This is a genomic window from Rahnella sp. Larv3_ips (assembly GCF_003697865.1).
Taxonomy (GTDB): Bacteria; Pseudomonadota; Gammaproteobacteria; order Enterobacterales; family Enterobacteriaceae; genus Rahnella; species Rahnella rivi.
In genome coordinates, this window is the sequence record NZ_MJIB01000003.1 from 332,005 (window position 1) to 345,375 (window position 13,371).

11 protein-coding genes are annotated in these 13,371 nt (G+C 53.4%); 1 reads left to right on the forward strand and 10 read right to left on the reverse strand.

What is annotated here, in order from left to right:
- Positions 1-10: 10 nt before the first annotated feature.
- The 10 genes from ED901_RS01525 to uxaC all read right to left on the reverse strand — a co-directional run bounded on the left by ED901_RS01525 (position 11) and on the right by uxaC (position 12,071).
- A complete protein-coding gene (locus ED901_RS01525; protein ID WP_122094411.1) occupies positions 11-802 on the reverse strand; it encodes a sugar phosphate isomerase/epimerase in 792 nt (263 codons plus the stop codon).
- A 12-nt stretch (positions 803-814) separates the two neighbouring features.
- Positions 815-1,867 (reverse strand): zinc-binding alcohol dehydrogenase, encoded by a 1,053-nt coding sequence (locus ED901_RS01530; protein ID WP_122094413.1) that lies wholly within the window; start codon positions 1,865-1,867, stop codon positions 815-817.
- Between the two features lie 43 nt (positions 1,868-1,910).
- The gene (locus tag ED901_RS01535) at positions 1,911-2,756 is read right to left on the reverse strand and encodes a carbohydrate ABC transporter permease (protein WP_122094415.1); all 846 of its coding nucleotides are present in this window, start codon (positions 2,754-2,756) and stop codon (positions 1,911-1,913) included.
- Complete coding sequence (locus ED901_RS01540; RefSeq protein ID WP_056776433.1) at positions 2,743-3,624, reverse strand: carbohydrate ABC transporter permease; 882 nt, start codon at positions 3,622-3,624, stop codon at positions 2,743-2,745. The genes ED901_RS01535 and ED901_RS01540 overlap by 14 nt, the downstream gene beginning before the upstream one ends.
- Before the next feature lie 30 nt (positions 3,625-3,654).
- Positions 3,655-4,947, reverse strand: coding sequence for an ABC transporter substrate-binding protein (locus ED901_RS01545; protein ID WP_205965068.1), 1,293 nt, complete (start codon positions 4,945-4,947; stop codon positions 3,655-3,657).
- Positions 4,948-5,051: 104 nt separating this feature from the next.
- Positions 5,052-6,731 (reverse strand): alpha-amylase family glycosyl hydrolase, encoded by a 1,680-nt coding sequence (locus tag ED901_RS01550; protein WP_122094419.1) that lies wholly within the window; start codon positions 6,729-6,731, stop codon positions 5,052-5,054.
- A 182-nt stretch (positions 6,732-6,913) separates the two neighbouring features.
- On the reverse strand, positions 6,914-7,468 hold the full coding sequence (locus ED901_RS01555) for a YgjV family protein (RefSeq protein WP_056776425.1): 555 nt from the start codon (positions 7,466-7,468) through the stop codon (positions 6,914-6,916).
- 95 nt (positions 7,469-7,563) lie between these two features.
- A complete protein-coding gene (locus ED901_RS01560) occupies positions 7,564-9,054 on the reverse strand; it encodes a UxaA family hydrolase (RefSeq protein WP_122094421.1) in 1,491 nt (496 codons plus the stop codon).
- Between the two features lie 10 nt (positions 9,055-9,064).
- Positions 9,065-10,516 (reverse strand): tagaturonate reductase, encoded by a 1,452-nt coding sequence (locus ED901_RS01565; protein ID WP_122094423.1) that lies wholly within the window; start codon positions 10,514-10,516, stop codon positions 9,065-9,067.
- 142 nt (positions 10,517-10,658) lie between these two features.
- A complete protein-coding gene (gene uxaC, locus ED901_RS01570; RefSeq protein ID WP_122094425.1) occupies positions 10,659-12,071 on the reverse strand; it encodes a glucuronate isomerase in 1,413 nt (470 codons plus the stop codon).
- A gap of 858 nt (positions 12,072-12,929) precedes the next feature.
- Here uxaC and ED901_RS01575 point away from each other — a divergent pair.
- Positions 12,930-13,371, forward strand: a 442-nt coding sequence (locus tag ED901_RS01575; protein ID WP_122094427.1) for an MFS transporter, incomplete at its 3' end; no start/stop codon positions are given.

Sequence of the window (13,371 nt, forward strand, 5' to 3'; positions counted from 1 at the left end):
GGCCTGTCAGTCAGAGTAAATTGCGAAGGCAGGTCAGTGAATCCTGATATGCCTGCGCCGGATTGTCTGCCCGCACGCGGCATTCGTAGACGATATATCCGTCGTAACCGTCCTGTTCCAGCTGGCGGAACGCGGGGGCAAAATCAAGGCTTCCGCTGCCTGGCTGATAGCGATGGTTATCAGCGATATGCACGTGACCGAGCAGGTCACGTTGCTGATGAAACGCGGCACTCAGGCAGTCTTCCTCAATGTTCATATGATAGAAATCGCCGATGATTTGGACGTGCTCAAGCGCGCCCTCTTCGATGTAAGCGCGCGCCTGCGCCAGCGTGTTGATCATGTGATCCTGATAGCGGTTCAGCGGCTCCAGATACAGGGTGGTGCCGGTGCGTTTTGCCACGGCGTCCAGCGCCTGCAACGAGGCGCTGATCGCCAGACGATCGCCGGCCGGCGTGCGCGGCGGGGTCATCGGCGGCAGACGACAGGTAAACATGCCCCAGGCGGCGGGCACGATAATCCCTTTGCCGCCGACCTGTGCCAGCGCTTCCAGAATGGCGGTGATTTGCTGCACGCCATTCAGGCGACGTTCTTCGATAAAATCGCCGATCCAGCCGTCATAGCCTCCGCAGGCAGTGATCACCGGCAGGCCGGTTTCCTTAATGGCAGCTTTCACGTCATCGAGATGCGTCACCAGCAACCTGCCGTCAATTTCAAAGCCGTCAAATCCCATCGCTTTGATAAACTTGAATTTCTCCAGAATATTTTCCGGAAAGAATGCCTGATTTTGTGTGCCGATTTTCATGTCTGAGTCCTTTTAGAAAGTGATGCCGAGTTTGATGCTCTGATCGGGGTGCTGATCGACGTATTTCATGTAGCTTTGCGCGCTGTCGCTGAACGTGACGACCGGGTCGATCAGGTCTTCGCAGTTGAGGTAGCCGTTCATCAGCAATGCCCAGCAGGTGTCTTCAATACGTTTACGGTTCCAGCGCGGATAGTCCGGATTGGGTTCGCTGCTGGCGCGGGAAAAGACGATTCTGGCGTTGTTGAAATGCGCCTCACGCCCGAGGTTGAAGCCCTCGGCGAAAGGTTTGGCAAAGGCGACGTAAGAAATGGTGCCGCCGTAAGCGATGCCGCGCAGCGCCGCCTGCAACGCCTGTGCGTTTCCGCTGGTTTCGATAATCACGTCGGCACCCTGTTTGCCGGTGAGCTTTTTGATCTCCAGACCGATGTCTGTGCCGATCGGGTTGAACACCGCATCCGCGCCGTTTTTCAGCGCAATCTCGCCGCGTTTTTCCAGCGGATCGACACCGATCACGATGGCGGCCCCGGCCTTTTTCGCTAACTGAAGGGCAATCTGACCGATAGCCCCAAGCCCGACGATCACCACAAAATCCCCCACGCGCACGTTGCCGTCGCGCACGCCACTCATGGCAAACTGCGCCGGGTCATAACAGACGGCGTTTTTCCAGGACGCACCGGCGGGCATCTTGCGTAATTTGTAATTGTTCACGCCGTTAACGATCACCGTTTCGCTGAGCGGCCCGTAGGTGCAGACCTCATCGCCCAGCTCATAATCTGTCACCTCGCTCCCCTTCTCGCACACCGTACCGACCACCATATTGCCGAGCTGGAACTCGCCAAATACGATGCCGCGCGGCGCTTCTGGCGGACGCGGCACAAACATGCCCCATTCGGCGGAGAATTCTTCGTCGGTAAACGGGCTGATGCCGCGAAAATCCACCACCTCGGTGCCGTGTTTCGGCGCGCCAAATTTCACGCGAATTTTGACTTCATGCGCCGCCACCGGGCGGTCTGTGTATTCCATCAGTTCAGCCACCCGTGGCTGAGTTGCGACCAGTTTTTTCATCGGATATTCCTTATCTGTAGTCTTTGAATGTGAGTCGTTAACGTCAGCCCTTTACGCCGCCGTCGGTGAGATTACCTTTGATAAACCGCTCCGAAAGCGCGTACATCAGCACCACCGGTAATGCAGTCACCAGCGAGGCGGCCATCATTCTTCCCCACACGTAATCCGGCGTGCTGAACAGCGTGTTCAGCCCCACCGGCAGGGTGAAATTGGCAGAACTGGAGAGGAAAATGGAGGCGAAGAGATAGTCGTTCCAGGCCACCATAAAGCAGTAGACGAACACCGAAATGATGCCGGATATCGCCAGCGGCACGGTGATGTAAAAGATGATTTGCACGCGGTTGAGGCCGTCCATCATCGCCGCCTCCTCGATGTCATGAGGAATGGTGTCGAAGTAACTTTTCAGCATGAACACCGCCGTCGGTAAAGTTTGCACGACCATGGTGATCACCAGCGCGGTGGTGGTGTCGTAAAGCCCCAGTGCCGAAATGATTTTAAACAGCGGCACCACCAGCAAAATGCCGGAAAACATATAGACGGTGTAAAAACTGGCGTTGATGGTGATGCGCCCTTTGAAACGCAGGCGCGACAATGCATATGCGCCGAGAATGCCGAAAAACACGGCGATCACCGAGGCCAGCACCGACACGGTCAGGCTGTTTTTGAAGTAACTGAGAAAGGGAAAAATCTGCGGATTGAAAATATCCACGTAATGATGGAAATCCCATGCCTGCGGCAACAGCGTCGGATGGCGGAAAATCGCCTCTTTGCTGCTTTTAAAGGAGGTCATCAGCATGATGAAAAAAGGGAATAACATCGCGCCGAGGAAAATCAGCAGGCTGGCATAAAAGCCCGCTTTGCGCAGGATCTTGCGGTTAGTTGCTGCCATTGAGGTTCACCCGTTTTCTGGCAAGAAGGATAACGATAAAGATCAGCGCAAACAGCACCATAGAAATGGCGGCAGCTTTACCTAAATCGTTAAAGGCAAAGGCGGTTTTGTAGAGATACACACCCAGAATGTTGACCTTGTTGGTCAGCAGATAGACGTCGGCAAACATGTAGAACATCCAGATGGCGCGCAGTGTGACCACCGTGACCAGCACCGGCATGATGGCGGGCAGCGTGACGATGCGGAATTTTTGCCAGGCGTTTGCGCCGTCCATACCGGCGGCCTCGTACAGGGATTTATCCACGGTCTGCAAAATCGCCAGAAACGAAATAAAGGCATACGGGAAGTAACGCCAGATGGCGAAAAGCACCACCAGAATGAAGCTGCTGACCGGATTGTCGAACCACAGCGGCGCATCGCTGAACACATGCAGCACATCAGCGCCGATCACGTTCACAATGCCGTAGCCGTTGTTGAACATATATTTCCAGGCAAACACCAGCGAAATGGAGGGCGTGACGTAGGACAAAATCACCAGCGAACGCGCTGTTTTCCGAAAACGGAATTCCCGGTTAAAAAACAGCGCAACGCCCAGCCCCAGCCCGGTACTGCCCGCCACCACCAGCGCGGTGTACCAGAACGTCACCCACAGCGAATGATAGAAACCCGGATCGGTGAGAATGCTGAGATAGTTATCCAGCCCGACAAACCGGTTATCGAGACGCGGATTCAGCGGAATTTGCAGAAAGCTAATCTGGATATTCGACAGCATCGGATACGCCACCAGCAGGCCCAGCAACAGAATGCTGGGCGCGAGCAGAAGCAGCGCAAAACGTCCATCGGAATGGTTAAATTTACGTGATTTCATGGTCTTCCCTGAGAATTCAGTCGCCTGCGTTTAGCGCTTTTGCATCAGTGCTTCGATACGCTTTTGCCCTTCCGCCAGCGACTGCTGCGGATCCTTCCTGCCGACGGTCACACCGTTGAGCATTTCGCTCAGTACCGCCGATCCCGTGACATCGCCCATGCCCGCAAAGTTTTTCTCCCCGACGGAACCGAACACCTGAACATTGGCAAACTCGTTCACCAGCCTCTGCGGCAGCGTACCAAAGGCTTTGATCACCGGATTGTTCTGCCAGACAGGGTTGCCCGTGACGCCTTTGGTGACCGGCAGCGCCGCACCGGGCGACATCAATACCCACGCCGTCGCGTGATCGGCTTTTTCAAGGAAACTCACCCAGCGTTCGGCGGCCTCGCGGTCCGGTTCGTTCAGCCCGTTGGAAATGGTCAGCGAGGTGATGGTGCCGTAAACGGCTTTGGATTTTTCTGTCGGTACCGCAAACCCGAGATCGGCGGCTTTGCCTTCGCTGTAAACCGCAGGAAGGATGTACGTGGAGTAAATCGCCATCGGCACCGTACCGTTCATAAAGGCGTCTTTGATTTCCATCACATCGTTGGAACCCGGCATGGAGAAGGTCGCGAGCTGACGGTAGTAATCCAGCGCCTGTTGCATTTGTGGCGTGTTCACCGTGATTTGCCCCTGCGCATTGAAAACGTTGGCATTGTTGGAAAGCGCAAACTGGGAAAACGCCTGTTCAGTCAGGACACTTTCCGCGGTGGGCAAGGCAATGCCGTATTTCTTCTGTTCGGGCTGATTAAATGCCGTAGCGATATGGATGACGTCCTGCCAGTTTGACGGGGCTGCTAATCCGGCATCGGCCAGTTGCTGTTTGTTGTACCAGATGCCCTGGATCCAGCCGTGGATCGGCACGCCGGTATAGTGCTGACCTTCTTCGGTGCGCACGATGCGCAGCACGCCGGGGTAAAACTGGTCAGCGCCAATACTGTCGATCACGTGTCCGATAGCATCGCGGTCAATAAGCTGTTCTTTATCCATCACTTTGGCGTAATCGTGGCTGACTTCGATCACCGCAGGCAGCGCGCCGGTGCGCGCCAGAGTGATCACTTTGGTGTTATAAGCGTCTTCCTCCACCGGCACCGGTTTTATAATGATCAGCGGATTTTCTTTTTCGAATTGCGCAATGAGCTGGTTAATCACCACCTGACGCTCCTGCTCCACCGAAGAATGCATAAATTCAATGGTGACCTGTTTTTCTTTTGCATTATCACAGGCGGATAAACATAACGCAGACGCTAATGCCGGGATAATAAGGATATATTTTTTGGTCATTTTTATATTCATGAACATCTCCTTGACTGTTTTAGGGCTAGCCGCAAGCACTGGCCTGCGAGTTTCACATGCTCTGAATGGGAATAACGAAACTGATCAGTTTATTAATGGCACAGCCAGATATATTGATAAGGCGCTAAGGTTATTTCTCCGACACATTCCAGAGGTGTGTCATTGGGTATATTCCGATAATGTCCCGCGGGCAGATTAACCTGTGTATGTTTATCTGAAAGATTAAACAGACAATATATTTCCTGACTTCCTGCGCCACGTCTGAAAGCAAATATACGATCATGACAATCGATAACCTGCATCGGCGAAGACGGATGAAATGCCGGTTGCCGGGTTCTGCTGGAAATTAATGTGCTAAGTGCCGAGAATACTCTTGCACGTAATGAATCAGGTTCGGATAACGCCTGTTCAATTTGTGAAATGTCATATTTTTGCCGGTTTATCGCCCGGTGATACCCGGCACGTTCTGCGCCCTGATTATCGTTACGGGAGCCAAGAATACTTTGAATATACACCGCAGGAACGCCGGGGAATGCCAGCAAAATAGCATGTGCGAGCATGAAACGTTGCAGACGCGCATCGTCGTGATCGTCCTGCCGGTTCAGCGCATCCATGTAGGTGACATTGATTTCATACGGGCTGGTACTGCCGTCAGCATTATTCTTATACGACACCCGCGCGCCCTCCTGCTCCAGCGCGTCCACCAGCGCGAGGATGTCTGTCTCGGGCAATAAACCGCGTAACGGGTTCAGGCCGATCCCGTCGTGCGAGGCAAGAAAATTAAAGAAGGTGGTGGCAGGCGAACAGGCGCTAAGACCGGCGGCCCAGCGGGTGAGCGTCGCGGCACTTCCGCTGTGAACAGCATGCAAAACCAGCGGCGGCAGCGGGAACTGATACACCATCTGCGCCTCGTCCATACCGTCACCAAAGTAGCTGATGTTGTCCTGATGCGGCACATTGGTTTCGGTAATGAGCACGGTGCCCGGTGCCACATACTCCACCACGGCGCGGAATAACTTCACCAGCAAATGTGTTTTTGGCAGATGAATACACGAGGTACCGGGCTCTTTCCACATGTAACCGACGGCGTCGAGACGAACATACTCCGCGCCTTCCGCCAGATATTTCAGCAACACGTCGAGCATGTCACACAGCACATCCGGGTGGGCGAAATTCAGGTCAATCTGGTCTGCACTGAAGGTCGTCCAGACGTGACGGACATCTCCCCTTTTGCCGCGAAACGGCGTTAATAAAGGCGAACGACGCGGACGGGTAACGGCGGTTAAATCCGTATTTTCATCAAGGCTGATGAAATAATTTTCATATTTCGGATTTCCCGCCAGATACTCTTTAAACCATTCGCTGCCTGCGGAAATATGGTTGCAGACATAATCAAACATCAGGCGTGTTGACTGACCCAGTTTACGAATATCTTTCCAGTCCCCGGCAACCGGATTGACCTGCTGATAATCAATCACAGAGAAGCCGTCATCCGATGAATACGGATAAAATGGCAGCAGATGAACAATATTAAATATGTCGCCGAGATATTTCTGATAGAACGCGTTAAATACAGAAAGTGTTTTCTGATTTTGGTGTGTGAACTGATCTGCGTAGGTGATCAATACCACATCTTTTTCATCCCATCCCTGTTTGGCTGAATAGTTTCTCTGATTTTTAGCCACCTCAATGCGAGTAGTGAGATCATCTAAAAATTCCAGTGATAACTTCCCTGCGTATATATCCTTCAGTAATCCATTAATAACATCCATGATTTATTCCTTATCCGTGGGACCGCTCCCACAAATACGAAAACTACTCCTGCCCCCAGAGGTTGTCAACGCGTCAAACTGGGGGAATTAATCAATACGAGGAGAAACGGAGAATTATTATTAGGATCTGTGAGCGGATTCAAAATAAGGGAGAATACGTATTACGCACTCAAAAGCAGGGATTACCCCTGCTCATCCCTCTTCTGCAGTATCTTCTTCTCGACCTCAAACGGATCGATGCCGCGCAGTTGCAGGCGGCGGAAGCGAATGATGTTAAAACCGTTCATGACGAGGAAACTGCCTTCGATAAGCGAGCCGCCGATCGAGCCAAGCCAGATGTTGTGCGCCACCCAGCAACAGGTTGAACACCACATAATGCAACGCGTGGTCAGCCCGCTGGTGCGAAACAGCGCCCAGGTACTGACGACGGTGGCGCCGACGGGCAATAATTCCACCCAATGGTGTGCGCGGCTCAGCCCTAACACCAGCGTCAGGACGATGAAAACTACCATGATCCACTGGTTGCGGGTCCGCAGGGAAATCAGGGTGCGCAGGGAGTTGAGTAAGGCGCTCATCCCGGCGGGCGCTGCGCCCATCATCAGGAAATGCACGCCGATAATGGCGCTGTAAGCGGAAAGTTGTTGTTTGAAGCGGCGGTCGCTGCGGTTGAAAAACATCGTGATGCCGACCGCAAAGGCCACAACACCGACTGACTGTGCCAACCAGTAATACGTCATTTATCCTGATCTCATCCGTGGAAGACTTGCGCTGCAAAAGCAAACGGCGTTCCATAACTGAAACGCCGTTTCATCCTAACGATAAACCTGACCGGTTACAATGTGACACCGCTTTTAAAGATGGCTAATTCGCGGAAATCATTGAGTTCGTTTTTGGCTTTGCGGCCATCGGCGATCTCCACGATCAGATCCACAAACTCTTTCAGCAGTTGATCCATTGTGACATCGTGGATCAGTTGTCCTGCATCGAAATCGATCCAGTGCGGTTTTTTCGCCGCCAGTTCGCTGTTGGTCGCCAGTTTGACCGTCGGCACAAAACCACCGTAAGGGGTGCCGCGCCCGGTGCTGAACAGCACCATGTGACAACCGGCTCCGGCCAGTGCGCTGGTAGCGACGGCATCGTTACCCGGCGCGCTGAGCAGGTTCAGCCCCGGTTTGGTCAGACGCTCGCCGTATTTCAGCACGTCCATCACCGGGCTGTGACCGGCTTTTTGCGTACAGCCGAGCGATTTTTCTTCCAGCGTAGTGATACCGCCGGCTTTGTTGCCCGGCGACGGATTTTCGTAAATCGGCTGATTGTGCTCGATGAAATATTGTTTGAAATCGTTGACCATATGAACGGTTTTTTCAAACGTACTTTCGTCGTGGCAGCGGCTCATCAGAATACGCTCTGCGCCAAACATTTCAGGCACTTCGGTCAGTACGGAAGTCCCGCCGTTAGCGATCACGTAGTCCGAGAAACGCCCCAGCAGCGGGTTCGCCGTGATGCCGGAAAGCCCGTCAGAGCCGCCGCATTCGAGGCCAAACTTCAGCTCGCTGAGTTTGCCACTTTCACGTTTATCGTTGCGCATTGCGGCATACAGTTCGCGCAGACGTTCCAGACCGGCTTCCACTTCGTCGTCGAACTTTTGCATTGTCATGAAGCGCACGCGCTCTTCATCTGCTTCGCCCAGCGTCTCGCGGAACACGTCCACCTGATTGTTTTCACAACCGAGGCCAATCACCAGCACTGCACCGGCGTTCGGGTGACGTACCATATTTTGCAGCATGGTGCGGGTATTGACGTGATCGTCGCCCAGCTGTGAACAGCCAAACGGGTGCGTAAACAGGTAAACGCCGTCGATGCCTTCCGCGTCGTTGGTTTCTTTCAGGAAACGTGTCTGGATCTGGCGGGCAATGCCATTCACACAGCCGACGGTCGGGATCAGCCACAGCTCGTTGCGGATCCCCACCAGACCGTTTTTACGGCGGTAGATCTGTACCTCACGATCTGCCATCTGCTCCGGCAGGCTGGCGAACTCCGGCTGATATTGATACTCGTCCAGATCGCTTAAATTGGTTTTGCCATTTTGTGAATGGATATGCACGCCTGGCGCGATCGCGGTCAGCGCATGCCCAATCGGCAGCCCGTACTTGATAATATTTTCACCCGCCGCAATCGGGCGCAGGGCGAATTTGTGACCCCGGGCCACCGGCTGAGGCATCACGACATGATAGCCGCCAGCCTCTGCCTGCTCGCCGTTTTCAATGTCGCGCAGTGCCACGGCGACATTATCTGCAGGATGAATTTGAATGATACTTTGCATAGTCGCCCTCTTAACTGTAAGCCGCCAGCGCATCGCGCATGCCACGGTCTTCGATCGCCTGTAACTGTCCGGTTACTTTAGCGGTCAGGCCAGGCACGGTATTGAGATCCCGTCCCCAGTGTTCTTCATCGGCCAGCACGGTTTCCACCAGCCCGCCGAGTGATAATTCGCCGTTACGCACGCTGCTCCATAATTGAGAGAAAAGGCTCAGCCAGTGCGCATCGTCCTGCAGCGGGTAGATTTCACCTTCGCGTTCGCCACGGTAGAACGCCAGCAAGGCGGCAAGAGCAAACGTCAGGCGCGGTGGCAGGATCTGATTCTTTTCCTGGCTCGCCAGCAGCTGCGGCAGAATGCGGGTGCGGTATTTGGTCATCCCGTTCAGGGCAATCGACAACAGCTGATGCTGAATAAACGGGTTGCGGAAACGGCTCAGCACCGCCTGCGCGAACGACGTCAGTTCATCCTGTGGCAGATCCAGCACCGGCGAGATTTCCTCGGCAATGGCCAGTTCCACAAAGCGGCTGATCTGCGCGTCATTCATCGATTCGCCAACGGTATTCAGCCCTGACAGGAAGGCCACCGGCACCAGCGCGGTGTGTGCGCCATTGAGGATCGCCACTTTGCGTTCTTTGTACGGTTTGATGTCATCCACCAGGCGGATGTTGAGCGGCAGTTTGTCCAGACGCAGTTCCTGAGCCAGACTTTTTGGCCCCTGGATCACAAACAGATAGAAGTGCTCGGCGCTGTCAAAGAAGCTGTCCTGATAGCCCAGTTCCTGTTGCAGGCTCTCCACTTCGCTGCGCGGATAACCAGTCACGATGCGGTCTACAAGTGTTGAACAGAAGGTATTGCTGTTTTCCAGCCACTGAGTAAATGCCGCCGGCAGCGCCCAACGTTGTGCGTAACGTAGCACCAGTTCCTGCAACGCTTCGCCGTTGTAGTCGATCAGTTCACATGGCAGCAGAACCCAGCCTTTATCGGCTGCGCCTGAGAAATGCGTGAAGCGCTCAAACAGTAAACGGGTCAGTTTGGCCGGGAAACTGGCCGGTGGCGCATCCTCCAGACGATCGCTTTCAACATAGCTGATACCGGCTTCGGTGGTATTGGAAAACACGAAGCGGATATTCGGATCGCGGGCCAGCGCCAGATACTCATCAAACTGATGATAGATATTAATTTCGCGGTTCACCGAGCGGATGATGCGGGTATCGCGCACCGTTTCGCCCTGCTCGTTCAGGCCGCTGATAATGGTGGTGTACAGACCATCCTGCGTGCTGAGTGAAGGTGGGAAATCGGTGTCAATCGGGCGAACAACCACTATCCCGGCGTCCAGATCGGTATGTTCATTCAGCAGGTCTATCTGCCAGTCTACGAACGCCCGCAGGAAGTTACCTTCCCCGAACTGAATAATTTTGTCCGGGTGCTGACGGCCTGGGAAGTCACGGCGATTTAACCTTTGCATCTCACATTCACCTTAATTTGCTCAGACGCCGGTCTTTGAGGACAATCGGTGTGTCCTGTGGCCGCCGTGCTAAATGGGATAATTAGTTGTTTTTGCTTTGTTTATTTACGGAGCGCAGGAACCTGCGCTCCGTCGTGCTTTTTTAGTTCAGTTCAATCTGGAAATACTGTTTGGCGTTGTCGAAGCAGATGTTTTTCACCATATTGCCCAGCAGTTCGATATCTGCCGGTGCTTCGCCGTCTTCCACCCAGCGGCCAATCATCTGGCACAGAATGCGACGGAAGTATTCATGACGCGTATAAGACAGGAAGCTGCGGCTGTCGGTCAGCATGCCGACGAAGCGGCTCAGTAAGCCCAGGTTGGCGAGCTGAGTCATCTGGCGTTGCATCCCGTCTTTCTGGTCGTTAAACCACCAGCCGGAACCGAACTGCATTTTGCCCGGCATCCCTTCGCCCTGGAAGTTACCGACCATAGTGCCGATGACTTCGTTATCACGCGGGTTCAGGCAATACAGAATGGTTTTGGGCAGGCCACCGGCCAGACCTTGCGCGCCCAGCAGTTTGGACAGCGGTTCTGCCAGCGGCTGGTCGTTGATGGAGTCAAAACCGACGTCTGCACCGATCAGCTGGAACATACGGGTGTTGTTATTGCGCAGCGCGCCAATGTGGTACTGCTGTACCCATTCACGACGTTGATATTCGGAAGCCAGATACAACAAAACGCCGGTTTTAAACTGAGCAATTTCTTGCGCAGTTAGCGTTTCACCGCTCAGACGACGGGACAGAATGCTGTCCAGCGTGGCGTCATCCGCTTCGCCGTAGACCACCACGTCCAGCGCGTGATCAGAGACTTTGCAGCCGTGCGCCGCGAAGTGATCCATACGTTTTTTCAGGGCGTCACGCAGATCGCTGAAACGGGTAATCGACACATCAGCAGCGGCTTCCAGTTTCTTCATGTAATCAGCAAACGTCGCCGCTTCAATGTTGAACGCTTTATCCGGGCGCCAGCTTGGCAGAACTTTGACATCAAAACTGGTGTCCCGGGCGACAGCTTTATGATGTTCCAGAGAATCGATCGGGTCATCGGTGGTGCCGACCATTTTCACATTCATCTGTTTCATGATGCCACGGGCGGAGAATTCATCCTGTGCCAGCAGTTCGTTACCACGCTCCCAGATTTCGCCCGCAGTAGACGGAGAAAGCAGTTTGCCGGTAATGCCGAACGGACGGCGCAACTCAAGATGCGTCCAGTGGTACAGCGGGTTGCCGATGGTGTGGGGAACCGTTGCAGCCCAGGCGTCAAACTTCTCGCGGTCGCTGGCATCACCGGTACACATACGTTCAGGCACACAGTTGGTACGCATTGCGCGCCATTTATAGTGATCGCCTTTCAGCCAGATTTCATACATGTTTTCGAACTGATGATTTTGCGCGATCAGTTCCGGCGGTAGGTGACAGTGGTAATCAAAGATCGGCTCATCTTTCGCATAGTCGTGATACAGGCGACGTGCAAATTCAGTGTCGAGAAGGAAGTCTTCTGTTAAAAACTGCGCCATCTTAGGTTCCTCATCATGAATTCTGTAGAGTTGTCTCTCAATGGTGCGAAGTTATCACACCAATTCAGTTTATCGTCCAGCTCTTTTTAAGGGTACTCCAGCGCGAAAGGGGGCGATTCGCGGCCATAAACACACACTAATCCTCTGTAAAACAAAAACTTTAGAGTCTTTAAGCACCGGAGGCTATTATCCTCACATTCAGAGTGTCATTTTGTGATGTCACTCAAACTTTAAATCGGTATAACAAGTTATTTATGGCTCTGTGCCTTGTATCTCGTCTTATTCACATGACACCGCCCTCTCTGCCGCCCTGTGCCTGAATGTGATCATCAGGTAAAGTTGTTACACCAATTTTGTAGAGATTTTCATTCCCTGCTTGTTACATCCTCCCCTCAAAGTGTGAAGCCGATCAACAAACCTACCATTACCTGTGTAAAATCAAGTAAATAACCGTGAAGTTAAAAAAGTTAAGTAAGCACACAGTTTAAATGTGGTTTTGTGATGTCATTCAAATTTTAAATCTGTATGACAAGTTATCTTTGCTGCGTCCGGACAAGAGCGTCAGAGATTACCTGCCACGTCCTTTCGCTGTTGTCCGGATAACACTTACCGGGCGCCGTTCGCCGGAAGACAGTGCAGTTGTTCTGGTGTGCAGGAAGTTCATCGGATCCTTACGCACAGATAACAATAAAGCAGTGCGTGAGTCATCGGGCAGCTCCCCCAGCGAGATTCTCTGGCGGCGGTGTACCCGGAAAAACACTTTAAGGAAGCCAGAAGCCCATGCTGAGACAGATGGCGCGAAATACGCCGTGACAGCTTTGGCCGTCATCGCCGGATTATTTACTGGGAGAGAGTTAAATGGGTAAGATTAAAGGGTTACGCTGGTACATGATCGCATTGGTCACATGCGGCACTGTACTGGGTTATTTAACACGTAACGCCATTGCCGCCGCAGCGCCAACGCTGATGAGCCAGTTGAACATCACCACACAGCAATATTCTTATATTATCGCCGCCTATTCCGCCTGCTATACCCTGATGCAGCCGGTTGCCGGTTACGTTCTGGATGTGATGGGAACCAAAGTGGGTTACGCCATGTTCGCCATCATGTGGGCCATCTTCTGTATGGCCACGGCGCTGGCAAGCAGCTGGGGTGGCCTGGCCATCGCACGTGGTGCTGTCGGTATGGCGGAAGCCGCGATGATCCCTGCCGGTCTGAAAGCCAGCAGCGAATGGTTCCCGGCGAAAGAACGCTCTATTGCCGTGGGTTACTTTAACGTCGGTTCGTCTATCGGCGGGA

Excerpts from the sequence above, each read along its gene's own strand:
- uxaC (WP_122094425.1), bottom strand. The coding sequence starts at position 12,071 with ATGGCGCAGTTTTTAACAGAAGACTTCCTTCTCGACACTGAATTTGCA.
- ED901_RS01560 (WP_122094421.1), bottom strand. The coding sequence starts at position 9,054 with ATGCAAAGTATCATTCAAATTCATCCTGCAGATAATGTCGCCGTGGCA.
- ED901_RS01555 (WP_056776425.1), bottom strand. The coding sequence starts at position 7,468 with ATGACGTATTACTGGTTGGCACAGTCAGTCGGTGTTGTGGCCTTTGCG.
- ED901_RS01525 (WP_122094411.1), bottom strand. The coding sequence starts at position 802 with ATGAAAATCGGCACACAAAATCAGGCATTCTTTCCGGAAAATATTCTG.
- ED901_RS01545 (WP_205965068.1), bottom strand. The coding sequence starts at position 4,947 with ATGACCAAAAAATATATCCTTATTATCCCGGCATTAGCGTCTGCGTTA.
- ED901_RS01540 (WP_056776433.1), bottom strand. The coding sequence starts at position 3,624 with ATGAAATCACGTAAATTTAACCATTCCGATGGACGTTTTGCGCTGCTT.
- ED901_RS01530 (WP_122094413.1), bottom strand. The coding sequence starts at position 1,867 with ATGAAAAAACTGGTCGCAACTCAGCCACGGGTGGCTGAACTGATGGAA.
- ED901_RS01565 (WP_122094423.1), bottom strand. The coding sequence starts at position 10,516 with ATGCAAAGGTTAAATCGCCGTGACTTCCCAGGCCGTCAGCACCCGGAC.
- ED901_RS01535 (WP_122094415.1), bottom strand. The coding sequence starts at position 2,756 with ATGGCAGCAACTAACCGCAAGATCCTGCGCAAAGCGGGCTTTTATGCC.
- ED901_RS01550 (WP_122094419.1), bottom strand. The coding sequence starts at position 6,731 with ATGGATGTTATTAATGGATTACTGAAGGATATATACGCAGGGAAGTTA.